The organism is Croceibacterium sp. TMG7-5b_MA50 (genome assembly GCF_039830145.1).
Classification (GTDB): Bacteria; Pseudomonadota; Alphaproteobacteria; order Sphingomonadales; family Sphingomonadaceae; genus Croceibacterium.
Window position 1 is genome coordinate 2,941,603 of the sequence record NZ_CP156082.1, and the last position, 23,213, is coordinate 2,964,815.

Below are 23,213 nucleotides of genomic sequence, written 5' to 3' on the forward strand. Positions count from 1 at the left end.
GGAAGGGCCGGCACCGTGCGCCGATGGATGCTCTGCCTGCTGCTGGCGTTGTGGACCGGCACGGCGCATGCGCAGGGGATCGAGGCGTGGCAGCCGCCGACGCTGACGACCGTCCGTTATGACGAGGATTGGCACCGGCTGGCCGACCCGCAGGAGCGGACCGGACGCTGGACGGAACGGTTCAAATATGTGCCGCTGGACGAGAACGCGACCTATCTGGTCACCGGACTGGAACTGCGCGCCCGGAACGAGAACTATCGCGCAAACCTGTGGGGCGGTGCCCAGGCGCCGGACGATGGGTTCCTGTGGCTGCGCGCGCTGCCCTATGCCGATCTGCATGCCGGCGCCGTTCGCGCCTTCGTGCAGCCGGTCGCCGCCTATACCATCGGGGTCGCACCATCCGCATCCCCGATCGATCGCACCGGCATCGACCTGTTGCAGGGGTTCGCCGACATCAGGATTGGTGCGGGGCGCACGGGCGATGCCGATGCTCTCGGCCTGACGATCCGTGCCGGACGCGAGCTGCTGTCCCTGGGCAACGAACGCCTGGTCGGCACCCGCTACGGCCCCAACGTACCGCTGGCCTTTGATGGCGTGCGCGCGATCGTCTCGCTGCCCGGCGCGGTGGTCAGCATCCTCGACAAGCGACCCGTGCGGCAGGGCTTGGATGACCTGGACGACCGGTCCGACCGCAGGCGCCGCCTTTCGGGCCTCTACGCGACGATTCCCCATGGCGCGGGCGAAATCGACCTTTACTGGCTCCGCTACCGCAACAGTGCGGCGACCTTCGCAGATGGCGCCGGGCGGGAGACGCGCCACAGCATCGGCGCGCGGCTGGGCGGTGCTGCCGGCGACTGGCACTGGGATGCCGAAGGCGTGTTCCAGCATGGCCGGCTCGGCACGTCGCGCATCCGCGCCTGGACTGGATCGGTCGAGCTGGGCCGCCGCTTCCCGGATGCTTCTCTCTCGCCCGATGCGCTGGTGCGGGTCAGCGTGATCAGCGGTGACCGGCGCGCGGGCGACGGGCGGCTCGGCACCTTCAATGCTCTGTTCCCGCGCGGCAAGTATTTCGGGGAGCTGTCGCCCATCGGCCCCGCCAATCTGGTCACCGTGACCCCGCGCGTGACGCTGGTGATCGCCGAACCGCTGACCGTGGCGCTCGCCGCCACGGGCTATTGGCGCCACGCCATTGCCGACGGGATTTACGCCATACCCGGCAACCTGATCCGGGCAGCCGGCAACAGCCGCGTGCGATCCATCGGGCAGGAACTGGAGGCATCGTTCAGCTGGCAGGCCTCGCCGGAGCTGGAGGTGTCGGGCGCGGTCTCCGCCTTTGCCGCCGGCGCCTTCCTGCGCGCGACCGGCCCGCACCGCACGGTCGGGCTGCTCGCCCTGGAAACCAACTTTCGCTTCTGACCCAGGATGCCCGCGACCATGCCAGATGCCGTCCGCCCGTCCCCGCTGCCATGGCTGCTGCTGCTGCTCTCGCTGACGACGGGCCTCGTCGATGCGGTCAGCGTGCTGGGGCTCGGCAAGGTGTTCACCGCCAACATGACGGGCAATGTCGTGTTCCTGGGGTTCGCTCTCGCGGGTGCGCCCGGCTTCGTCATCGCCCCCGGTCTCGTCGCGCTCGCCACCTTCATGGGTGGCGCGCTGGTCGCGGGGCGCCTCGGCCGGGCGATGGGCCAGCGCCCGCTCCGCCGTTGGCTGCTGATCGCCGCTGCGTTTGAGGCGGCCCTGCTCTGGACGGCGGCCGTCATCGCGGCGGGTTACGACGTGGCGGAGCTGGAGCCGCGCGGCGCGCTGTACGCGATCATCGGCGCGACTGCGATCGCGATGGGTTTCCGCAACGCCACGATCCGCCAGCTCAAGGTCCCCGACCTTACCACGACCGTGCTCACGCTCACCATCACCGGCATCGCGGCCGACTCAACCCCCGCTGGCGGCAGCAATCCGAACTGGGGTCGCCGGCTGGGCAGCGTCGCGGCGATCCTGGGCGGCGCGGCGCTGGGCGCGTTGCTGGTGGTCCGCACCGGATCGCTGGTCGTCCCGCTCTTCGTGGCCGGTGCGCTGGTGCTGGCGGGCACCGCCATGTGCGCGGTCCATCCCGCAGCACGCGTGCCGAGCTAGGCGGGTGGCCGGAACCGCGATGGACAGCAAGCGGCTGGAAGCGTTCACCGACGGGGTGATCGCGATCATCATCACGATCATGGTCCTCGACCTCGCGCCGCCACGGGCAGGCGATCTGACGGCGCTGCGGGACAGTGCGCCGATGTTCAGCGCCTACCTCATCAGCTTCGTCAATGTGGGGCTGTACTGGACCAACCACCATCACCTGATGCACGCGACCGAAAGCGTCGATGGCCGGGTGCTGTGGCTCAATCTGGCGCTGCTGTTCTGGCTCAGCCTGGTGCCGTTCGTCATCCGCTGGAACAACGACACCGACTTCGCGGCGGGGCCGACCGCGGCCTACGGCGTCGTGCTGGGGATGGCGGCGCTGTGCTACGAACTGACCGAACCGGCGATCATCGCCTTCAACGGGCCGCAATCGCGCGTGGCCCGGGCCATCGGGCGCGATCGCAAGGGTCTCGTCACCATCGGCCTGTATGTGGTGGCCGTGCCTGTCGCCTTTGTCAGTCGGGAGGCGGCGCTGGCAGGCTACATCGCCGTGATCGCGCTGTGGTTCGTGCCCGACCGGCGGATGGTGACGGGGGACTAGGCCCCCTGTCAGACGCTGATCTGCCCGCCGTTGGGGTCGGCCTTGATCAGATACTCACCGCCGTCCCGAAAACTGCGAACGGTGGCGAAGGTGTCTTCCATGAACTGCACGTAGGACAGCTTGCGGTTCTCGCCGCGCGCCAGGACGGCGAAGGGCGATGTCACCGTCCTGCCCAGGACGGTCGATGTATAGGTGAACGACCCGAAGATCGCGGCGCCGTTCCCGTTTTCGAAGGTGTCCTGGATCTGGAAGTCGTCCGTCGTCCAGTAACGGCCGACATCGACAAAGGTCTGCACCAGCCCCTCGGTCCCGTTGTTCGTCCCCGCCCAGGGCATGATCCGCTTCAGCTCGGCATGCTGGTAGTTGAGCGAGACATAGACGAAATCGTCAGTCGTGAACTGCCTGACGAAGGCGAGATCGGTCGGGTTTGACAGGATCTTCTGCAATACGGCCAAGGGTGACGTCGCCGATGCGGGTTCGGCGGTGGTGTGTGCACTTGCGGACATGGCGGAAACTCCCTGCTGCGTTGTTCTAGCCGATCGGAGGCGTTCTTCCGGGCATCTGTTGCCCGACCGGCCGCCTTTGCCGGGGACAATAACGGACACGCCGCGAGAGGTCAGACCCGCAGCCTGTCGCACTGTGTTGCGCAAGGTGGAACGCGGCCGGGAGGAAGGTCCGATATCGAAGGTCATGGTGGGCCGATCGGGCGCGCGACGTCGCAGTGCGCGCGACACAGTTGCGCGGCAGCCGCCGCTACCGCCCCGATCCCCGCTCCCCCAGATGGGCGGCTTCGCACTGCCGGCGCGGGATCGGCTTGGGACCACAGGAATGTCGATGATGATGAGATTGGATGCACTGGTCGGCGCGGTGCTGCTGGCGGGGGCCGCATCTGCGGCAATGGCGCAGGCGCCGCAGGCCGGGCAGGAGGTGCCGTCCTCGCCCGCCATCGCCGGCGATCGGCCGACCCGCGCGCCTGACAAGCCGGCGGCCATGCCGTTCGAACTGCGCGACAACCTGGTGGTCATCGGCGTGACGATCAACGGCCGCCCTCAGGCCGCCGTGCTGGACAGCGGCGCCGGCGCCGTGGTCATTGACCAGCGATTGACCGCCGCTCTCGGCCTGGCGGCGGACGCGCCCGGCGACGAGATTGCGGGCGGCGGCGCGGCGGCGCAGCAATCCCGGCTGGTCGACATCGCGACGCTCGACATCGGGCCGCTCGGCTTCGCGCACCTGCCCGGCCATTCGGCGGATCTTGCGCAATTGTCGGCATCGGCCGGGTTCCCGATCGACCTGCTGATCGGCGCCCCTGCCTTCCGGCATGGTTCGGTGCGCGTCGACTACGCGCAGCGCCTCGTCACCTTCGGATCCAGCGGCGGCACTTGCGCCGCCCCGATCCCGTTTACCCTGGTGGAGAATGTACCTGTCGTGGAGGCGGAACTGCGGCCTGCGCCGGGGGCGGAGCCCGTTCGCTTGAAACTGGTCGTGGACCTTGGCACCAGGCACCGGGCGGCGATCATCGGCGGTCCGTTCCTCCGCAGCGCGGCAGGTCAGGCGCTGATGGCAGCGGGTGCGGAGGGCAAGGTCGCGCATGGCGTCGGCGGTACGGTCGAGGGCGGCCTCGCCCGCGTCGCGGAATTGCGGGTCGGGGACGTGCGGTTCACCGGGCTGGAGGTGGCGCTGACATCAGGCGCGCCGGTGTTCGAGACGGGCCTGCTCGACGGCTCGCTCGGCGTTCCCCTGTGGCAGGCGGGCGCGATCGTCTTCGATTATCCAGCCGGAACCTTGTGTATCGAACGATGATGCAGCCACCTGGCGGCGGTGGATCAAGGGCGTAAGCGGACGTTGGGTCCCTATGGGGTCACGTCATGGTCGCGTGCCGCCCGCGCCCGGACGGCATCGGCCGGATTGTCGGTGAATACCGCATCCACCCCGGCGTGTGCCAGCATCCGCCACAGCGCCGCATAATCGCCCGCCGCCGCCGGATCGTCGCCCCGCCGCAAGGGTTCGGGCAGGAACCGGTTCTCCCGCCGCAGGGTCCAGCCATGCACCTGTAGGCCGGCCTCGTGGGCCGCCGCCACCAGCGGGGCAGGCGCACCGTCGGCTGTCAGCAGCAGCGGCAGTTCCGCACCCAGCACGTCGGCATGGCGGGCCATTGCGGCCAAGCCGCCCGGCGTCAGCATCGTGGCATAAGGCTGCTCCGGCCGGTCGGCGGGTGCGCCGGTCGCGCTGACCAATTGTACCAGCCTCAGGCCCGTCAGGGCATCCAGCCGTTCGATCGGGCCGACCTCGAAGCACTGGATCAGCGCCGGATCGTCGGCGCCGTCATAGCCGGCCGCCGCCAGTTGCGCCGCGCCCAGCGCGGCGATGTCATGACCCTGGTCCAGCAGGAAGGTCGGATGCTTGATCTCCGGCACCAGGCCGATCACCCGGCCCGTCTCCGCCTCCCGCGCGCGGACCAGCGTGATGATCTCCGCCAGGGTGGGGACTTGGTAAAGCCCGTCGAACCGGGTGTTCGCGGGCCGCAGTTCAGGAATCCGCTCCCGCGCGCGCAGAGTGCGCAGCTCGGCCAGCGTGAAGTCTTCCACGAACCAGCCGGTCAGGTCGGTGCCGTCGATCCGCTTGGTGGTGCGCCGGGCGGCGAATTCGGGATGGTCGGCGACGTCGGTCGTGCCGCCGATCTCGTTCTCGTGCCGGGCGACCAGTACGCCGTCCGCCGTAACCACCAGGTCCGGTTCGATATAGTCGGCACCGGCATCGATCGCCCGGTCATACGCGGCCAGGGTATGTTCCGGCCGCTCGCCGCTGGCGCCGCGATGCGCGATGATCGCCGGCTGCGCCGTGGCGGCGGCCAGGGGCAGGGTGCTTGCCATCAGTGCCAGCGCCAGTTTCAGCAGAGCGCCTGCTCCCACCGGTCGGGATCGAAGCCGACCAGCAGTGCATCCCCGCTGACCACCACCGGCCGCCGGATCAGCGATGGCTGCTCGCTCATCAGCGTCAGCGCCTTGCCATCGTCCAGGTCGGCGCGGGCGCCATCGTCCAGCTTGCGCCAGGTCGTGCCCCGCCGGTTGAGCAGTTCGTCCCAGCCGACATGCGCGGCCCAGCCGGCCAGCAGCGCCGGCGGGGCGCCTTCCTTCTTGTAGTCATGGAAGGTGTAGCCGATACCCCGCGCGTCCAGCCAGCTGCGCGCCTTCTTCACCGTGTCGCAATTGGGTATGCCGTAAACGTCCATGACTTGCCCCCTGCCGCCGGTTCGCGACACCGGCATGACAAGGCCCGGCGCCGCCGCCAAGCGGAAGCTTTCCTACAGTTCGCTGGCGCACTATCCCGCCGCGATGCCGCGCCCTCCGACAGCGGCCGCCCGTGCAACCTTGTCTGTCGGAGGTGTCAACTTAGTGTCAACTTAGCCGCGGCCGGCGACCGTCAGGCGTCCTGCCTGACCCGATCCGCGAAGCTCTTGCGCAGCTTCGCCAGCTTGGGCGGGATCACCGCCAGGCAATACGGGTTGCGCTGGCCCTCGCTCTCCCAGTAGTTCTGGTGGTAGTCCTCGGCCGGATACCACTCGGCCGGGCCTTCGATGGTGGTCACCGCCATGGTGCCGTGGCCCGCGTTCCAGCGCCCGATCGCCGCCTCCGCCTCGGCCCGCTGCGCATCGTCCAGCGGGAAGATGGCGCTGCGATACTGGGTGCCGACATCGTTGCCCTGCCGGTTCAGCTGCGACGGGTCATGCGTCTCCATGAACATGTCCAGCACCTGGGCATAGCTGATGACCGCCGGGTCGTAGGTCACGCGCACCGCCTCCGCATGGCCGGTGGTGCCGCTGCACACCTGCTTGTAGGTCGGGCTCGCCACCGTGCCGCCGATATAGCCGCTCTCGACCCCGCTCACCCCGACCACGTCGTTGAACACCGCCTCCGTGCACCAGAAGCAGCCGCCTGCCAGGATCGCCGTCTCGCTCATCGCATATCTCCTTCGTCTGCCGGTGCAGATGGGGTCGGCCAAGCCGCTTGTCATCCGCCGCGCGGCAGGTACTTTCGCGGCGTACCCTGCCAAGGATCCCCGCGCCATGAAGACCCTGCTGTCCGCCCTCCTCGTGTCCATGATGCTGCCCGCGCTGCCCGCCGCCGCGCAGGACACCCCTTCCATGACGCAGGTGCTGGCTGACGAGCGCCGGGTGCAGGACGCCCCGCGCGACCGCTACCGCCACCCGGCGCAGACCTTGCGCTTCTTCCAGGTGGAACCGGGGATGAGCGTGGTCGACTTCATGCCCAGCCCCGGCTGGTATTCGCGGGTATTGATCCCCTATCTGGGGCCGCAGGGCACCTATATCGGCCTCAATCCCCGCGTCGCGCCAGATGCCACCGGCTTCCTCGCCACACTGCGTGATTTCGCCACCACCCTGCCGCGCGACGCCGCCGGCTGGATGGGGCAAGCCCCCGGCGCCCGCGTGATCGGCGCCAATCTCGGCACCGTCCCGGCGGAACTGGACGGCACAGTCGATCGCCTGCTGATCTTTCGCGAGATGCACAATGTCCGGCGCAACGACTGGACGCACCAGCTGCTGTCCACCGCCCGCCGCCTGCTGAAGGATGACGGCATGATCGGCATCGTGCAGCACCGGGCGAAGGCCGATGCGCCCGCCGCCTACACGCAAGGCGACAACGGCTATCTGCGCCAGCAGGACGTGATCGCGCTGCTGGACAGCTACGGCTTCGATCTGGTGGCGGAGAGCGAGGTCAACGCCAATCCGCGAGATACCGCCGACTGGGAAGGCGGCGTATGGACCCTGCCGCCGAGCTATCGCGGCGCTGGGGAGGACGCGGCGAAGCGGGCCGAACTGGACGCGATCGGCGAAAGCGACCGAATGACGCTGCTGTTCCGCAAGCGCGCGTGACGATGCTGCGGGCTCTCCTGCCGCTTGCCGCCGCCCTGCTGCTGCCGGCATGCGTGATCGGCAACACCACGCAGGCGGGCCCTGCCGCGCTGGCGGACACGACAGTCCTCGATGCGATCGAGGGGGAGCTGGACCGTTCCGCCGCCGGCTGGAACGCAGGCGACATGGACGCCTTCCTGGCGGTGTACTCGCCATCGCGGCAGGCCAGCTTCGTGGTGGAGGACGGCCTGCTGCGCGGCGTGCCCGCCATGGCGGAGCGCTATCGCCGCAATTACGATTTCGGCGACGCTGCAAAGCGCGGGACTCTGTCGTTCGAGCGGCTGGACTTCCGCCCGCTTGGCCCGTCGCACGCGCTCTACATCGCGCGCTACCGGCTGACCTATCCGGGTGGGCAGGCACCCGCCAGCGGCGTGACCAGCCTGGTGTGGGAACGATATGCCGAAGGCTGGCGGATCATCGCCGACCACAGCAGCTGACTTGCCGCTGACCGGCCTCGCCCCTAACTGCGCCAGCCATGACCAGCCTCACCGTCGCCGCCCTGCAGCTCCAGCTCGACCTGGAGGCGGAACAGGACAACATCGCCGCCGTCTCCGCCCTGGTCGAACAGGCGGCGCAGGCGGGCGCGCAGGTGATCCTGCCGCCCGAACTGTTCGCCGGCGGCTATTTCTGCCGGGAAGAGGACGAGCGGTTCTTCGCCCTGGCGCGGCCTTTGGCGGAGCATCCCAGCGTGCGCGCCATGCAGACGCTCGCGAAGCGGTTGAAGGTGACGATCCCCACCAGCTTCTTCGAGCGTGAAGGCCATCACTACTACAACACGCTGGCCACGATCGGCGCCGACGGCGAGATCATGGGCACCTACCGCAAGAGCCACATTCCCGATGGCCCGGGCTACGAGGAGAAGTACTACTTCCGCCCCGGCAATACCGGGTTCAAGGTGTGGGACGTGCCCAACGATCAGGGCGGCGTCACCCGCATCGGCGTGGGCATCTGCTGGGACCAGTGGTATCCCGAATGCGCGCGGGTCATGGCGCTGATGGGGGCGGAGGTGCTGTTCTACCCCACGGCCATCGGCTCCGAACCCTATGATGCCAGCTTCGACACCAGCCGCATGTGGCGCCGGGCGATGGTCGGCCATGCGGTCAGCAATTGCATGCCGGTGGTCGCCGCCAACCGCATCGGGTGCGAGGCAGGGCAGACCTTCTACGGCCATTCCTTCATCACCGACGAATGGGGCGACCTCCTCGCCAGTTACGAGCGGGAGGAGACCGGCGTGCTGACGGCGACGCTGGACCTTGCCCGCGCGGCGCGGCACCGGGCCGGCATGGGCTTCTTTCGCGACCGCCGCCCGCAGCTCTATGGCCGCATTGCGGAGGATATCTGACCCACACCTATCTCCTCGCGCTCGGCTCCAACCAGCGGCACGCGGAACTGGGGAACCCGCGCCAGGTAGTCGCCGCCGCGATGGAGGAACTGGCCGCGCTCGGCACCGTCAGTGCCCGCTCCCCCGTGGTGGACAGCGCGCCCGTGGGCCCGTCGCTGCGCCGCTACGCCAATGCGGCGCTGGTGCTGGAGACGGACCGCTGGCCGCCCGCGCTGCTGGCCGTGCTGCAGGCGATGGAGCATGATTTCGGCCGCCGCCGCCGCGGACAGCGCTGGGGCGCCCGCGTGCTGGACCTCGACATCGTGCTGTGGAGCGGCGGCGAATGGCAGACCCATGGCCTTGCCATCCCGCACCCGCAGTTCCGCCACCGCGCTTTCGTGCTCCGGCCGGGAGCGGTCGTTGCGGGCGACTGGCGCGATCCGGTCAGCGGGCTGACCCTGCGTCACCTGGCGGCGCGCCTTGACCGCACCGGGCGCCTTGCCTAGGTCGCGCGGCGGGGGCCCTTAGCTCAGTCGGTAGAGCAACTGACTTTTAATCAGTAGGTCGCTGGTTCGAACCCAGCAGGGCTCACCACCCCCGCCAAATTTGGTCCCGCTCAGCGCAGATCCTCCACGCCGAGCAGGTCCATGTCGGTGTAGTCCATGTTCTCGCCCGCCATGGCCCAGATGAAGCCGTAATTGCGCGTGCCGCAGCCCATGTGGATCGACCACGGGGGCGATATCACTGCCTCCTCGTTGCGCATCACTAGGTGCCGCGTGCCGTCGGCCGGCCCCATGAAGTGGAACACGCGCGCATCGTCGTCCAGGTCGAAGTACAGGTAGATTTCCGACCGGCGGTCATGCGTGTGCGGTGGCATGGTGTTCCACACGCTGCCCGGCTGCAGCCGGGTGAGGCCCAGGCACAGGGCGGCGCTCTGGCAGGTGTGCGGCAGGATCAGCTGGTGGATGGAGCGGGCATTGGCATCTTCCACGCTGCCGCGTTCCAGCGTGGTGGAGTCGGCCAGGGTCAGGCGGCGCAGCGGGAAGGCGGCATGGGCCGGCACGCTGAGCAGGTAGAAGCGCGCGCCATCCCCGGCAAAGCTCACCTCCGCGCTGCCCATGGGCACGTACAGCGTGTCCAGCCGGCCGAGTTCGTGAGTCGCGCCGTCTACCGTCACCGTGCCCGGCGTACCGATATTGACGACGCCCAGTTCGCGCCGCTGCAGCAGCGGCTGGCCCGCGGCGCTCGGCGGCTCTGTCTGGATGGGCAGGGCCAGCGTGCCCGCGCCCGGCACCGCGCCGCCGATGATGAAGCGTTCGTCATGCGAATAGGTCAGCACGATCTCGCCCGCGCGGAACAGGTCCGACACCAGGTAGCGGTCGCGCAGATCCTGCTGGCTAGCGCCGTTCATCATCTCCGGATGCGTCGAATGGTACGTGCGTTCGAACAAGGCTCGCTCACTCCCCCAAGGGGCCACCCGCGCCCGTTGCGCGATGCGGCTTTTACCAACGGGTCATCGGGCACGGTCCCCGTCCTGTCAAACCCGCTTGCCGCCCGCATGCATGAGAGTGTCGGGCCAGCCTTTCCCCGCTTGACCTTGTCGCCGGCGCCGCTATTGGGGCGCCTTCCTTGCCCCGTCGTCTAAAGGTAAGACTACGGACTCTGACTCCGTCAATCGAGGTTCGAATCCTCGCGGGGCATCCACCTTCCTGTCCTTTACCAGCTGAACTTGCCCCCATGGGGCCAACCGGTTCGGGGCGAAGTTGTGCTGAGTGCTCTCGCGCTTTGGACGGGGTCGCCTGACGAAGGCACCTGCTGCCGATCCGAGGCTTGCGGACCAGGGCTCTAAGCCAGAGCGGATCCGAGCTCCAGGCTCATGACTCACCGCCCGCGTCGCTACCGTTCGGGAGGTGGAAGCGATCGCACCGCATGCTGCGTGATGCGGGATCAAGGCGGTCCGCGGCAGGAGTGTCGCACACCACCAGCAGGTCGCGCTTCCCGTCGGTCCCGTCCAGCAACACCAGTCCTTCGGGATGATCGTCGCCATGACCGAACGCGAGATCGATAATCCGTTCCGGTCTATGCCGGCGTACCATCTGACCATCCCGCGGCGGATCGCCGAGCCAATCCGTCCAGCGATACACGGCACATGGCCCATCAAGCCCCGTTGTCGGTCCGGCAAGGATCAGGAGATCGGCGCCATCGCGCTTCAGATCACGGATACCAAGACCATCCAGCTCGAGGAGCCGCTTGTGTAGCGGCCCCGCAATGGTCAGTCGCCCCGAAGGCTTGGCGACGATGTTCACCTCCAGTAGCACGGCATAGGTCTGGATCACCGGGCCGCGCATGCCGATCGCCACCCGGTCGCCCGCCGCGGCGATCCCCTCGAGATCGACGCCACCTTCCTTGGCGGCGATGCGGGTGAATGGCTTCAGAAGCGGGCTTTCCTTCATCATCTGCGCCAGGCGGTTGCCGCGCTTGGTCTGACGCACCATTCCCGCCCGGCGATTTCCGTCGGTTTGCACCGGTACCATCGCATCGGCCGTGTTCGGGTCCGTCGCCAGCGGTACCCGCGCGAGCAGGCAGCGCGGCCGGGTATCCTTCAAAGTCGCGAAGGCGGATATGTCGATGCAGTCGTCGCCCGCTCGACCGACCTTAAGCCTCGTTCGCGCGTGCGACCCGAGCACCCAGAGCCAGCCATCGTCTTCAGCCAATCCTTCGATATCGGCCTCTTCGGACGCATCAAGGTCCAGGATCGTATCGAGCGAGAAACGTTGATGACCTGCCCATACTGCGTCGCCGCGGCTCAACCGCTCGATGCAGACACCTTCATCGCTGCCAAGGAACAAGGTGTTTCCATGCCGAGCGGCGGCTGACAGATTGAGCGTCGGATCGTCGAGTTCCGCGCATTCGGCATCCAGCACCAGGCGCTCTTCCTCAGCGGGCTTGGTTGTGGAAGCCCAGGGCGAATGCGGGGCAGGGGATCTGGGCATCTATGGCTCCCACGGTAACCGGATCTGGCGTGGTCCCCTTATGACGCAGATCAGACCGAGGCACGAGACCGGCTTTGCGGGGTGAGCCGGGCCGAAGATCATCAGCGGACGGGCCCGGCTGATGGACATATCAGCTGGCGAGGCCGGATTAAGCGAGACCTGGTCGCCCCGCTTCCACGCTCCGCTGGTGCAGCACGCTTAGTGTGGCGCGCGGATCGGCCTTGTCGCTAATGGTCATGCAGCGCGCGTCCAGCCGGTCGGCGGTCATGTCGAAGCTCATGTAGCCGCGATGCTCCGAATCGAAAAAGGTGATCTGCGGGTTGTTCGGCATCGCGCGGCGGTAGAAATCCTGTGGTGGTCCGCTGGATGTAACCGAGCTGACCACGAACTCGGCCGCCACAGGTGCCTCGCCATGCATGTTCAAGCCATCCACCGCGAAGCGGTTGGCGTCGAACCCGCGATACAGATTGTTGCACCAGAACGAATGGTAGTCGCCGGCCAATGTCACCGGATTGGCGATGCCGCTGGACACCATGGTGTCCAGCAATCGGCGCCTTGCCGTGCCGAAGCCGTTCCATGTGTCGGTCCAGATCACCGGCCCGTCCGGTGTGTCGAACACCATGGGCGCGACCAGCAGGTTCTGCACCATCAGGTTCCAGCGCGCGCTGCTTCGCTGCCAGCCATCATACAGCCAGCGCTCCTGCTCAAAGCCGAGGAAGGTGCGGGCTGGATCCTCCAGATCGGGGCAATCGGGCGCGGTCATGTGCCCGCGGGCGCTGTCCAGCCCGGCGGTGCAGGCGGGGGCGGAGCGGTACTGGCGCCCGTCCAGCAGATCGAACTGGGCGAGGGTGCCCCAGTGCATCCGGCGGAAGATGGTGGTGCGCGTGCCCTGCCAGGTGCGCGATAGGCGCAGCGGCATGTTCTCTACAAAGGCGCGATAGGCGTTGGCGCGGCGATAAGCGAAGGCGGCTGGGGGCAGGCGCTCTCCCTCTTGCGACCAGATGCCCGAATAATCGTTCATCGTTTCGTGATCGTCCCAGATCGCCAGTGCGGGCGCGGCGGCATGCAGGGCCTGCAGATCCGGGTCGGCATGGTGCAGGGCATAGCGGCGGCGGTAATTGGCGAGATTGTCGGCGACCGGGATGTCGCCATATGATCGCACACGCCCGTCGCCTTCGGGTCGCCCGGCGCCTTCGTAGATGTAGTCGCCCAGGAACAGGGTAAAGCGACTTTCCTCCTCCGCCGCCATGTGGCGATAGGCGGAGAACCAGCCCTGTTCGTAGTGTGAGCAGGTGGCGGCGGTGAAGCGCACCGACTGCACGGGCGCGTCCGGCAGTGGCGTGGTCCAGGCGCGGCCGATCGCGCTGTTCACGCCTTGCGCATTGAAGCGGTACCAGTAGGGCCGGTCCGGCTTCAGCCCGGCCAGTTCCACATGCACCGCCCCGCCCATCAGGTGGCGCGAGACCGTTTCTCCCGCCTGCACGATCCGGCGGAAGCCGTCATCCTCCGCCACTTCCCAGCGAACGGGCAGGTTGTCGGGCGCGCCACCCAGTCCGTCTGGCGCGGTGATGTCGGGCGCGATGCGCGTCCAGATCACGAAGCCGTCCGGCCACGGATCGCCGCTGGCGACCCCTTGCGTGAAGGGATCGCTGGCGGCGAGCGCACGCCCCCCGGTCAGCAGTGCGGGCACGCCGATGGCGGCGCCCAGCAGGAACGAACGGCGACCGGTCGGGGCGTGCAGCAGGGTCATGGCAGGTGCCTCAATAGCTGTAGTTCAGCCGAACGCCGAACGTCCGCACCGGATTGGTGGACACCGTGCGGGCCGAGATGAAGCGGTTTCGCGTTTCCTGCACCTGCTCGTCAAACAGGTTGCGCACCCACAAGGTCACGGCGAATGCCTCGCCCGGCGGGGTCACGGACAGGTTGGCGTTGGCCAGCCAGTAGGCCGGGATGGTGGAGGCATCGGACTCGCTCCACCGTTCCGAGCGATAGTTCCAGTTGACCTCCGGCGTGACGGTCCAGTCCGCCAGCGGCACGGCCCAGGCGACTGACCCCTTGTAGTCGATCTTGGGCAGGTTCAGCCGGCGCCCGTTGTAATCCTCGTATTGGATGTTCGTGTACTGGCCCGTCGCCGGGTCCAGGGTGGCGGAGGTGGCAGCCATGTATTCGTCGAACTCGCCCATCTTGTAGGCGAAGTTCTGCACAATGGTGAGGCCGTCCACCGGCGCGGCGGTCAGCTCCACCTCCGCGCCATACAGATGTGCGCGCGGCGCATTGGTGATCCGGCCCACTCGCGATGCCCCAGTGTAGATCACGCCCTGCAGCTGGTAGTCGCGATAATCGTAGTAAAAGCCGGTCAGGTTCAGCTGCACCCGGTTGTCCAGCAGGTTGGACTTCAGCCCCGCCTCATACGCGACCAGCGTTTCCGGGTCGTAGGGATCGTTCTGCGACGGGATACCGGTATTGTAGGTGGTGAAGCCACCCGACTTCACCCCGCGCGAGATGCTGGCATAGGCGTGCGCCACCGGGCTGAACTGCCAATCCAGGGCGGCGCGGCCAGACCATTCGTCCATATCCAGGTCACGGTCCGATGTGGCGCGCAACTGATAAGCGGGGAAGATCACTTCCGTCCGGAAACCGTTCAGGCTGCGCGTCTCGTGTTCGAACCGGAGGCCACCGGAGAAGGTGAGCGTCGATGCGACATCGTACTCGACATTGCCGAAGCCGGCGGTGGTCGACACTTCCTGGTTGTAGCTGGTCGAGAAGATATTCCGCAGGGACGCGGCCTGCGTGAAGTCGGACAGGAAGCCGCCATCCACCGTCTCGAACGACTGGTAGGCGCCGACCAGCCAACGGAACGGGCGATCCTGGCGGCTTGCGAAGCGGATCTCGCCGCTTTCCACGTCGATATCGTTGAAGAAGTAGGTGCCCGCCTCGTTGGAGGAGGTTGCATCCCAGTCGTTGAACTCGCGGCGGGTGAAGTCGCGATGGGCCACGATGGCGGTCAACGTGCCCCAGTCAAGATCGCTGTTCACGCGCAGCTGCGTGCCCCAACCTTCGTTGTTGCGGAACGGCTTGGCGTCGGTACCGACCCCCAGCAGGCCGGCGAACGTGCCGGAGATGCCCCAACCGGTTGCCCGGTGATCCGTATCCGGCGGGTAGAACCGTCCGCTCGCATCGGTGAAGTCGTTCAACAATTGCAGGCCGCGCCCGTCCGACTTGTCCCGGCTGTAATCGCCTTGCAGGTCCACGGTGGTGATCGCGCTCGGCTCCCAACGCAGCTTGGCGCGAACCGAGTTGCGATCCCTGTCGCCGAGTTCCTCACCCGTGTCGCGGTCACGCTGCCAGGCACCGCCCTGCTGGCTGGATATGGCAATGCGCGCGCTCAGCGTATTGCTGACCGGGCCGGAGACGTAGCCCTCGGCATCGAACTGGTTGAACCGGCCATAGGACAGGCTGGCGCCGATGCGCAGGTCGCGGGTGGGGCTGCCGGTGATAACGCTGATCGCGCCGCCGGTCGTATTGCGGCCATAGAGCGTGCCCTGCGGCCCGCGCAGGACCTCGATCCGCTCGATGTCGAACAGGGCGCCCTGCGTCATGACGCCATAGGGCAGCGCCACCTCGTCCACATAGACGCCGACCGTGTTGGTGTTGTTGGCGGCGTAGTCCGTGCCGCCCACGCCGCGCAGGCGGAACTGCGGCTGCCCACCGCCGAACTGCGCATCGACCTCCAGACTGGGAACGCTGTTCTCCAGGTCGCTGACGGTCTGGATATTGCGCCGCTCCAGCTCTTCACCGCCGATCACGGTCAATGCGATGGGCACGTCCTGTGCGCTCTGTTCCCACCGTTGCGCGGTGACCGTGATGACCTCCAGACCCTCGGTGGTCGGGCGCGTGGCCGCGGCATCGGTGCTGGTCTGCGCATTCACAGGCAAGGCTGCCATCACGAGAGCTACTGCAGAGCAGCCTAACAATTGGTTATTCATCTAAGTGAAACTCGCCCCTTTGGTTCGCAGGGGCGCTTATGGTTGCTCCTTTACAGCTACATGACCGTCGCAAGAACGTACGAAGTCAGCTCTCGCTCTCAATCATCGGCCTGGCTCCAGGTAAGGACGACCCGCGCATCGGCGGGCACGTTGAACTCGATCCGCTCATCCGCGACCATGCTGGGCCGGATTGGATCTCCGCCAGCGGTCACCAGCTGGCATTCAGGCAGCTTCGCACGTCCGTGGCGCACGATTACAAACAGCGCGGTGCAGCCCTGCGTGCCGGTCAGCTGGATGCTGAGCGCACGATCCCCGGTGCGTTCCTTCGCAAGCAGGAAGTAGTTGCAGAACAGCCGGAACGGCGCGTCCTCAACCTGGTGGAAGGCGCGGGAGGCGAGCACGAAAGCCGCCCCCGCGCCATATACCTCCTGCCCCACCTGCCCGGGCTGGCTCCCGTCCGCATACAGATCCTCCAGCGGGAAGGAGAGCTTGTTGTTGATGTGACCGTTGCGGTTCTCTGTCGCCAGCACATCGGCGGGCAGGGCATCGGGGTAGTAGTACCAGCCGCGGTGCAGCACATACTTGCAGTACTCGCACACCAGCATGCGCACCGCCGGGTCCAGTTCCGGGCCGCTGTCGCGCACGAACTGCTCCAACGCGGCGAAACTGTCGAAGCACTCATACATCGCCATGTACGGCGCATCGTGCAGCGCCGTTGCGCCGAGGAAGTTGGAGTAGTGCTCCGCCGCGCCGATCTGGGATTCCCAGATCTCGCAATTGTGGAACAGGCTCGCGAGGTAGACGAGGGCCTGCTCGCGATACCGCGCGTCCTCCGTGATCCGCCACAGCCGCATGCAGGCAGCAGCGCCCCAGGCGGTGAGGTTCGCCTCGTATTCGAGTTCGAAGCGCATGCCCACGGCCGCGTCAATCGCCGCGCGCGCCTCGTCCAGGTAGCGTGCCTCGCCCGTAAGCTCGAACGCCTGCAGCATGACATAGGCGTAGAACCCGCCAACGTCGGTCTGGCCGTGCTCCTCGTCCTCCCGGGTGGCAGTGATCACGGAGAAGTCGCGTACATCGTACTGGATCGGCCAGACATACTTGAAATGATGCGCGGCCTTGATCGCGTAATCGATGGAGCGGAGGAAGAGGTCGCGGGCCCAGTCCTGCCCGTCCAACGCCAGCCGTGCGAGGTTGCGGAGCGGATGGTACAGGTACCAAGCATCGACCGCGTTGGCATCCTTGTCCTCGCCCACATTGGGCAGATAGCGGCGCAGGGTCCTCAGCCTGGGATCGTAGAACTTGCCCATGCCGGCGGCGAGCTCGTCCGCCAGCTCGATCGGCTTACCGGACCACGCCGCGAAGTCGTATAGCGAGGCCATGATGGTCATTTGCACCATGCTGTCGGGGTACTCGGCCGCGACATAGGGACGCACATAGAGGTGGCCGTAGCTGCGGCAGGTCGCGTCCGGCGCCTTCTGCAAATCCTTCAGCGTGCGCCGTGCGCGGTGCTCCCAATCGCGATAGCACGGACGCGGCAGGTCGAGCGCGCGATAGGCCTCGCCCAGCATCTGCAGGAACTGGCGTGCCTTCTCCTGCTCGCTCGTCGCGCCGAAATCGCGCAGGACGATGATTGCATCGCTCATCATCACCTCCTCCCCGGCCGGTAGCGGGTTGACCGGGGGAGTCCCGCTCTGCGGTGGGCACGGCGGAAGGTAGCCGAGTTCGGGCCATTCCCCGCCGACGACCCCCATCGGTTTCGTCCCGGTCGCGCGGAAGTAGGGGTTCAGCGCCGTCAGGTTCTGAAAGTATAGTACTTCGCCGAAGGCGGGGTCGTCCAGCGTCAGATAGACAAGCCCACTGTTCGGACCGCGCTGCGCGGCATGCACCGTACCATGCGAACCCAGCGGATCGTCGCCGGCATCCAGCGGGTAGAGATCGCGCGGGGCGAACGGCACCAGCAGCGGTTCGCACGGCATCAGGGTGGATCGCACGCGCAGGCGGTGGAGATCGTCGCCGCTGCCATCCACCTGCACCCGATGTGTGCCGAGCGCGCTCACCGCCTCCAACCGCAAGCCGTCTCCAGTGGTAGCGCGGACCTTGCGGACGGTCTCGAACCCACCTGGTGCATAGGCGGCGCGCACTGCCAGCCCTCCGCGCTCTGGCCGGCGTACCACCAGCCAGAGCGAGTCGGAGCCGTGCACCAGCTCTGCGCCGAAATCACCGACGGCGAAGCTTCCGATGATCTTGAGCTTGCCGCGCAGGTCCTGTCGCAACGCAAGGGCATAGAGGCTGGCGCTCCGGCCCGGCTGAGGCTCGGCCTCGGCCGCATCGCGATCGGCTGGAGCGGTGGCATGACTAGTCGACTGGTCGCTCATCGCCTTGTCCTTCCTGCAAAGGCAATGCGCGCGGCTCGTAGGTGATTGCCAAACTTACCTAGGTGAACAGGCAGGTCGTCCGATCGCTCGTACTTACTCCGCCATCGGGCCCGCGCGTCGCGCATCGGGCGCCGGAAAGTGGCTCTTCATACATAGTCATCTGGGTCCACCATCGCACGCGCGCGCTGCGGCGCCGAGCCGCCGCAATCAGGGCGCGTGTTACGCGGACAGCCACTGGCGCAGCAGCATGGTCACCTCACCCGGCCGCTCCATCGGCGGCAGATGGCCGCACTGGCGCAGCAGGTGGAAGCGTGCGGCGGGGATGCGGTCGGCCAGTTGGCGGGCATCTTCGGGCAGGCAGATGCGGTCGCGCTCACCCACCGCCACCAGCGCGGGCACCTGCACTGCGTCAATCGCGGGGCCGATGTCGGGGCGAGCCAGCAGGGCGCGCTGCTGCCGGGCGAACACATCCGGTCCCACCCGCTCCGCCATGGCTTGCACCGGGCCGCTGATGATGGAGGTCAGCGCCGGGTCGGCATGCGGCGCGATGGCGAGGCTGCCCTGTTCCGCCATGGTGCGCGGGCGCGACTGCATGCTGGCGCGGGTGCCGAACAGCGCGATGCGGGCGATCCGCCCTGGCGCCTGGCGGATCATCTCCAGCGCGACATAGCCCCCCAGGCTGACGCCCGCGACGGCAAAGTGCGGCGGGGCATGAGCCAGCACCCGATGTGCCATGGCCGCAAGCGTATCGTCCACGCTGAGGTCGCCGAGCTGCGGATGGCTGAGGTCGCCGAGATCGAGCACCTGCCGCGCCCATAGCTGCCCGTCGCAACCCAGCGCCGGCAGCAGGATCAGCGGTATGCGGTTGATGGTCACCATGCGGATTTCCCATGACTGGATCGGAAGGGAGCGGGCGGCATCCGGTCAGCTCACGAAGGGGAAGGCCAGCACCGCCATGCCCACCAGCGTCATGACCAGGCAGACCAGCGTGGCCGGGATCAGCGTGAACCTCTGATGGTCGGCAAGGTCGATGCCCGCCAGGCTGACCAGCAGGTAGGTGGACGGCACCAGCGGGCTGAGCAGGTGGACCGGCTGGCCCATCAGCGATGCGCGGGCGATGGCCATCGGCGACACGCCATAATGCGCCCCCGCCTCCGCCAGGATCGGCAGCATGCCGAAATAGAACGCGTCATTGCTGATGAAGAAGGTGAAGGGCAGGCTCAGCGCCGCGGTGATCGGCGCCATGTAGGGGCCCATCGCCGGGGGGATGATCCCGACGACGGCGTTGCTCATCGCCTCCACCATGCCGGTACCGGACAGGATGCCGGTGAAGATGCCGGCGGCAAAGATCAGCGACACGACCGACAGGACGTTGCCGGCATGCGCGGCGATCCGCTCCTTCTGTTCGGCGACTTGCGGGTAGTTGATGATCATCGCCAGTGCGAAGGCCAGCATCATCAGCACGGACAGCGGCATGATGCCGGACACCAGGCCCGCGAGCAGGGTGACGGTCAGCGCTGCGTTGACCCAACGCAATCGCGGCCGGCGTGCTTCCGGAAACTGGGAAACGGCCATGCCGGTAAAGGCGACCGGCTCGTTCGCCTTCACATGGCCCAGCCGGTGACGTTCCTTGCGGCCGAACCAAACCGCCAGTGCGATCAGGAAGGCAAGGCCCGCGATCATGCCGGGGATCAGCGGCAGGAACACGGTGGCGGGGTCCAGCTCCAGCGCAGATGCGGCCCGGGCGGTCGGCCCGCCCCATGGGGTCAGGTTCATGATGCCGCTGGTGCTCATCAGCAGGCAGCACAGGTACAGCCGGTTCATGTCGTACCGCTTGTACAGCGGCAGCAGCGCTGCGATCGTGATGATGTAGGTCGTGGACCCGTCCCCATCCAGGCTTACCAGCGCGCACAGGACCACGGTGCCGATCAGGATCAGCAGCGGATCGCCATGCACGACGCGCAGCAACCGGTTCACCAGCGGGTCGAACAGGCCGGTATCGGTCATGATGGAAAAGAACAGGATCGCGAACAGCAGCATGACGCCGGTGGGCGCCAGGTTGCGGATCCCCTCGATCATCATGTCGCCAAGGCCGGCGGAAAAGCCGGCGATCAGCGCGAAGATGGTGGGCACGACGATCAGTGCGACCAGCGGAGTCATCCGCTTCGACATGATCAGCGTCATGAAGGTGGCCACCATCAGGAAGCCGTAAAGGGCCAGGGTCATGGATTGTGTCCTTGATCGCGGATTGGGCGGGGCGTCAGAAGGTGACGCCGATGCGGGCGCTGACGGTGTTGCCGTCATCGCTGCCCGCGGCAGGCCCCGCGGTCTGTGTCGCGGGGGCTTCGGTGTTCCAGTGGATCGCGTTCAGCTGCAGCCGGGTGAAGCTGTTGAGATACCAGTTGGCCCCGATCGTCGCGGCCCAGCCGCGGCCACCGGTCGCGATGTCGGTGAAATCGAGGTTCTCGTACCGCGCTGTCAGCTCGATGGCCCCAGGACCGCCGTCGAACACCGGCCGCAGCACGCTTGGCTGGCCGAAACTGCCCAGCCGCGGATTGTAGGGCGGCAGGTCGCCGGTCACGAACCATCCGCCCGACAAGCTCCACGCTTGGCTGGTGAAATCGGGGCGCCCGCCATCCAGCCGCGCATGCCGCTGCCCGGCTTCCGCCATCAGCCATACCGGCCCGACATATCCACCCAGCTCCGCGCCGTAACCGGTGGTGCCGGTGCCGCCCAGCAAAGGCCCGGTAGAGACGCGCAGCGCGCCGTTGAAGCGACCGCCGATCACGGTGTTGCGGGTCAGCGTCCCGGCCACCTGGCTGAGCGATTCATCAAAGCCCCACAGGCCAATATGCAGCACGCGACGGGGTTCCTTCACCGGGTTCCAGTGGACCCGGCCCAGCGCCGTGCGGCTGTCGCTGACCGCCTGGTTGCCGTCCACCCGATCGCCCGTGATCGTCAGCGATGCGTGGCCGCGCGACCAGAACAGCCGCGGCATGATGCCGATACCGTAGAAGCCGCGTTGCGGGATGATCGCGGTCGCCACCGCCGTGCGTTCCATGAACGGCGTCGAATCCGATCCCGTCGACCCTTCGAAGCTGCGGTCGTTGAACAGGTGCCCGGCGCGGACGTCGTAGTCCATCCCGGTGCCGATCCGGTTGCGCCAGCCGATGAAGGCGGTGACGACATCCACCTCGTTTTCCGAGAAGTCGGATTCGAATTGGTAGAAGAACTGCGTGCCGACGCCGCCTTCGATGCCGAGGCGCAGAGCGCGCATGCCGGTGGTAGTGATGTTGCGCGCATCGACATCTGAGCCGAAGGTGCTGCTGACATCGGTCAGGATGCGGCCGCGCGGCTTGTAGGTGAAGATGCCGTCCGCCGAATGGAACACCGGCAGTCCTGCGCCCCATTCGGTGGTCACCCCGGCCTCGTTGGCGGCCTCCACCTGCGCCACGTTGCGTTCGGCCGGCCCCGGCGGGACGATCTGCGGCGCGAAGGGCCGGGTGACGGCGACGACCGGCGCGGCCGTGCCCTCGACCGGCACGGTCGCCTGCGGCGGTGCCGTGCTTGCCGGATCGGGCGGCACAGTCTGCTGCGCCTCCAGCCGGTCAAGCCGGCCGCGCAGGGCGGCGATCTCCGCCGCCTGCGCGCGCACCAGCGCCTCCAGGTCGGCTGTGGTCGGGGCCTGCGCCAGTGCGGGGGTGGCGGCGATCAGCGCCACCAGGGCGCTGGTGGTACGAAGCAGTCTCATCGGGCACTCGCCCCTTCGGCAAGGATGGCATCCCACTCGCCCAGCACGCGCCGGCGCTTCACGGGATCAAGGTTGACGAACAATTGCGGGCCGCCGTCGATCACGCGTGGCTGGGTCACAGGCAGGCCCTGGTCGGCCATGTCGGTCCGCACCGGCGGCAGCCACTCTTCGGCAAGCAGCGCCTGGCCTTCGGTCGATAGCATCCAGTCCAGGAACAGCCGGGCGGCGGCGGGATGCGGTGCATCGCGGGCGATGAACGCCACGCGGGAGGCGACCAGCGTGTAATCCTCCAGGAACACGACGCCGAGCCGTGGGTCAGTCTCCGCCCGCTCGACGGCGTAGGGGCCGACCACATTGTATGCGATCGCCGCACGGCCCGTGGCCACCGCATCCACCATCTCTGCCGTCGTGGCGACCAGCAGCGGATCGTTGGCGGCCAACCCGCGCACCAGGGCGTAGGTGTCGCGCGTCGCCGCCAGATCCTGCGTCAGGTACAGGTAACCGAGATCGGACCGCGCCGGATCGTAGGTGGTCACCCTGCCGCGCAGGTCCGGATCGCCGCTGGCCAGCAATTGCTGCATGGCGCGGTGGGTGCGCGGTACCCGGTCGACGGACAGGGCCTGGCGATTGTAGACCAGCGCGACCGGCGTGGAGGTGATGGCATAGCCCATGTCCTTCCACACCGCCTCCGCCGGAAGCGCGGACTTGTGGATGCTGGCATAGGCCTGCGCGTAGCCGTCGTTGATCAGCTTGGCCTGTAGGTCCATCGCCGACGACCAGACGATATCGATCGTCGGCCGTGCGGTGGCGGCGTCCGCTAGAACGCGCTGGTTCAGCGCGCTGGACTGCAGGTCCTGGTACACCACCTCCAGTTGCGGGTGCCGGCTGCGGAATGCCGCGATCAGCGGCGCCACGGCATCGGCATCGGCATTGCCCACGATGCGCACGGCGCCCTCGGCCTGTGCGTCCGCCTGCAGGCGAGTGGCGGATTGCGGCTGCAGCCACAGCCAGATCGCGCCGCCGGCGAGGACGGCGCACAGGACAATTCCGGCGATGACGGATCTGTGCATGGGTCAAGCTCCTCTCGCCCGCCGCATCTGTTGTCGGCTAAGCTGATAGGCGGCAGTTACACCGCGAA

21 protein-coding genes and 2 tRNA genes are annotated in these 23,213 nt (G+C 67.5%); 10 read left to right on the plus strand and 13 right to left on the minus strand.

Annotated features, from left to right (window positions below; genetic code table 11):
- Window positions 1-27: 27 nt before the first annotated feature.
- From V5740_RS13505 to V5740_RS13515, 3 genes are read left to right on the plus strand one after another with little or no spacing between them, the layout of a single operon-like run.
- A complete protein-coding gene (locus V5740_RS13505) occupies window positions 28-1,416 on the plus strand; it encodes an alginate export family protein (protein WP_347304539.1) in 1,389 nt (462 codons plus the stop codon).
- 18 nt (window positions 1,417-1,434) lie between these two features.
- On the plus strand, window positions 1,435-2,130 hold the full coding sequence (locus V5740_RS13510) for a YoaK family protein (protein WP_347302988.1): 696 nt from the start codon (window positions 1,435-1,437) through the stop codon (window positions 2,128-2,130).
- 19 nt (window positions 2,131-2,149) lie between these two features.
- Entirely contained in the window at window positions 2,150-2,719 is a 570-nt protein-coding gene (locus V5740_RS13515) for a TMEM175 family protein (RefSeq protein WP_347302989.1), read from the plus strand.
- Window positions 2,720-2,727: 8 nt separating this feature from the next.
- Here V5740_RS13515 and V5740_RS13520 read toward each other — a convergent pair whose 3' ends face one another.
- Window positions 2,728-3,225: a hypothetical protein gene (locus V5740_RS13520; RefSeq protein WP_347302990.1), complete on the minus strand. Its 498-nt coding sequence runs from the start codon at window positions 3,223-3,225 to the stop codon at window positions 2,728-2,730.
- Window positions 3,226-3,553: 328 nt separating this feature from the next.
- On the opposite strand from V5740_RS13520, the gene V5740_RS13525 reads away from it, so the two are divergent.
- On the plus strand, window positions 3,554-4,519 hold the full coding sequence (locus V5740_RS13525; RefSeq protein WP_347302991.1) for an aspartyl protease family protein: 966 nt from the start codon (window positions 3,554-3,556) through the stop codon (window positions 4,517-4,519).
- A 50-nt stretch (window positions 4,520-4,569) separates the two neighbouring features.
- Here V5740_RS13525 and V5740_RS13530 read toward each other — a convergent pair whose 3' ends face one another.
- From V5740_RS13530 to msrA, 3 genes are all read right to left on the minus strand, one after another.
- The gene (locus V5740_RS13530; protein ID WP_347302992.1) at window positions 4,570-5,589 is read right to left on the minus strand and encodes a glycerophosphodiester phosphodiesterase family protein; all 1,020 of its coding nucleotides are present in this window, start codon (window positions 5,587-5,589) and stop codon (window positions 4,570-4,572) included.
- A 17-nt stretch (window positions 5,590-5,606) separates the two neighbouring features.
- A complete protein-coding gene (locus V5740_RS13535; protein WP_347302993.1) occupies window positions 5,607-5,948 on the minus strand; it encodes an ArsC family reductase in 342 nt (113 codons plus the stop codon).
- A 191-nt stretch (window positions 5,949-6,139) separates the two neighbouring features.
- Complete coding sequence (msrA, locus tag V5740_RS13540) at window positions 6,140-6,676, minus strand: peptide-methionine (S)-S-oxide reductase MsrA (protein WP_347302994.1); 537 nt, start codon at window positions 6,674-6,676, stop codon at window positions 6,140-6,142.
- A gap of 106 nt (window positions 6,677-6,782) precedes the next feature.
- Here msrA and V5740_RS13545 point away from each other — a divergent pair, with 106 nt between their 5' ends.
- The 5 genes from V5740_RS13545 (at window position 6,783) to V5740_RS13565 (ending at window position 9,564) form a co-directional block, all read left to right on the plus strand.
- Window positions 6,783-7,610 carry a hypothetical protein gene (locus V5740_RS13545; protein WP_347302995.1) on the plus strand — a complete coding sequence of 276 codons (828 nt, stop codon included), beginning with the start codon at window positions 6,783-6,785 and terminating at the stop codon, window positions 7,608-7,610.
- A gap of 2 nt (window positions 7,611-7,612) precedes the next feature.
- Window positions 7,613-8,086, plus strand: a complete 474-nt coding sequence (locus V5740_RS13550; protein WP_347302996.1) for a DUF4440 domain-containing protein — start codon at window positions 7,613-7,615, stop codon at window positions 8,084-8,086.
- Window positions 8,087-8,124: 38 nt separating this feature from the next.
- Window positions 8,125-8,991 (plus strand): N-carbamoylputrescine amidase, encoded by an 867-nt coding sequence (aguB, locus tag V5740_RS13555; protein WP_347302997.1) that lies wholly within the window; start codon window positions 8,125-8,127, stop codon window positions 8,989-8,991.
- Window positions 8,988-9,476: a 2-amino-4-hydroxy-6-hydroxymethyldihydropteridine diphosphokinase gene (gene folK / locus V5740_RS13560; RefSeq protein ID WP_347304540.1), complete on the plus strand. Its 489-nt coding sequence runs from the start codon at window positions 8,988-8,990 to the stop codon at window positions 9,474-9,476. The genes aguB and folK overlap by 4 nt, the downstream gene beginning before the upstream one ends.
- Window positions 9,477-9,488: 12 nt before the next feature.
- Window positions 9,489-9,564: transfer RNA gene (locus V5740_RS13565), tRNA-Lys, on the plus strand.
- Window positions 9,565-9,586: 22 nt separating this feature from the next.
- Here V5740_RS13565 and kduI read toward each other — a convergent pair.
- Complete coding sequence (gene kduI / locus V5740_RS13570; protein ID WP_347302998.1) at window positions 9,587-10,420, minus strand: 5-dehydro-4-deoxy-D-glucuronate isomerase; 834 nt, start codon at window positions 10,418-10,420, stop codon at window positions 9,587-9,589.
- A 180-nt stretch (window positions 10,421-10,600) separates the two neighbouring features.
- On the opposite strand from kduI, the gene V5740_RS13575 reads away from it, so the two are divergent.
- Window positions 10,601-10,674, plus strand: a tRNA-Gln gene (locus V5740_RS13575).
- Window positions 10,675-10,844: 170 nt separating this feature from the next.
- Here the strand turns inward: V5740_RS13575 and V5740_RS13580 are convergent.
- From V5740_RS13580 to V5740_RS13615, 8 genes are all read right to left on the minus strand, one after another.
- Complete coding sequence (locus V5740_RS13580; protein WP_347302999.1) at window positions 10,845-11,894, minus strand: DUF3616 domain-containing protein; 1,050 nt, start codon at window positions 11,892-11,894, stop codon at window positions 10,845-10,847.
- A 217-nt stretch (window positions 11,895-12,111) separates the two neighbouring features.
- Window positions 12,112-13,713, minus strand: a complete 1,602-nt coding sequence (locus tag V5740_RS13585; protein ID WP_347303000.1) for an alkaline phosphatase D family protein — start codon at window positions 13,711-13,713, stop codon at window positions 12,112-12,114.
- A 10-nt stretch (window positions 13,714-13,723) separates the two neighbouring features.
- Window positions 13,724-15,907, minus strand: a complete 2,184-nt coding sequence (locus tag V5740_RS13590) for a TonB-dependent receptor (protein ID WP_347303001.1) — start codon at window positions 15,905-15,907, stop codon at window positions 13,724-13,726.
- A 140-nt stretch (window positions 15,908-16,047) separates the two neighbouring features.
- On the minus strand, window positions 16,048-18,324 hold the full coding sequence (locus V5740_RS13595; RefSeq protein WP_347303002.1) for a hypothetical protein: 2,277 nt from the start codon (window positions 18,322-18,324) through the stop codon (window positions 16,048-16,050).
- A 219-nt stretch (window positions 18,325-18,543) separates the two neighbouring features.
- The gene (locus V5740_RS13600; protein ID WP_347303003.1) at window positions 18,544-19,203 is read right to left on the minus strand and encodes an alpha/beta fold hydrolase; all 660 of its coding nucleotides are present in this window, start codon (window positions 19,201-19,203) and stop codon (window positions 18,544-18,546) included.
- A gap of 45 nt (window positions 19,204-19,248) precedes the next feature.
- Window positions 19,249-20,550 carry a CitMHS family transporter gene (locus V5740_RS13605; RefSeq protein ID WP_347303004.1) on the minus strand — a complete coding sequence of 434 codons (1,302 nt, stop codon included), beginning with the start codon at window positions 20,548-20,550 and terminating at the stop codon, window positions 19,249-19,251.
- A 34-nt stretch (window positions 20,551-20,584) separates the two neighbouring features.
- Window positions 20,585-22,075 (minus strand): porin, encoded by a 1,491-nt coding sequence (locus tag V5740_RS13610; RefSeq protein ID WP_347303005.1) that lies wholly within the window; start codon window positions 22,073-22,075, stop codon window positions 20,585-20,587.
- Entirely contained in the window at window positions 22,072-23,145 is a 1,074-nt protein-coding gene (locus V5740_RS13615) for an ABC transporter substrate-binding protein (protein ID WP_347303006.1), read from the minus strand. The genes V5740_RS13610 and V5740_RS13615 overlap by 4 nt, the downstream gene beginning before the upstream one ends.
- Window positions 23,146-23,213: the final 68 nt, after the last annotated feature.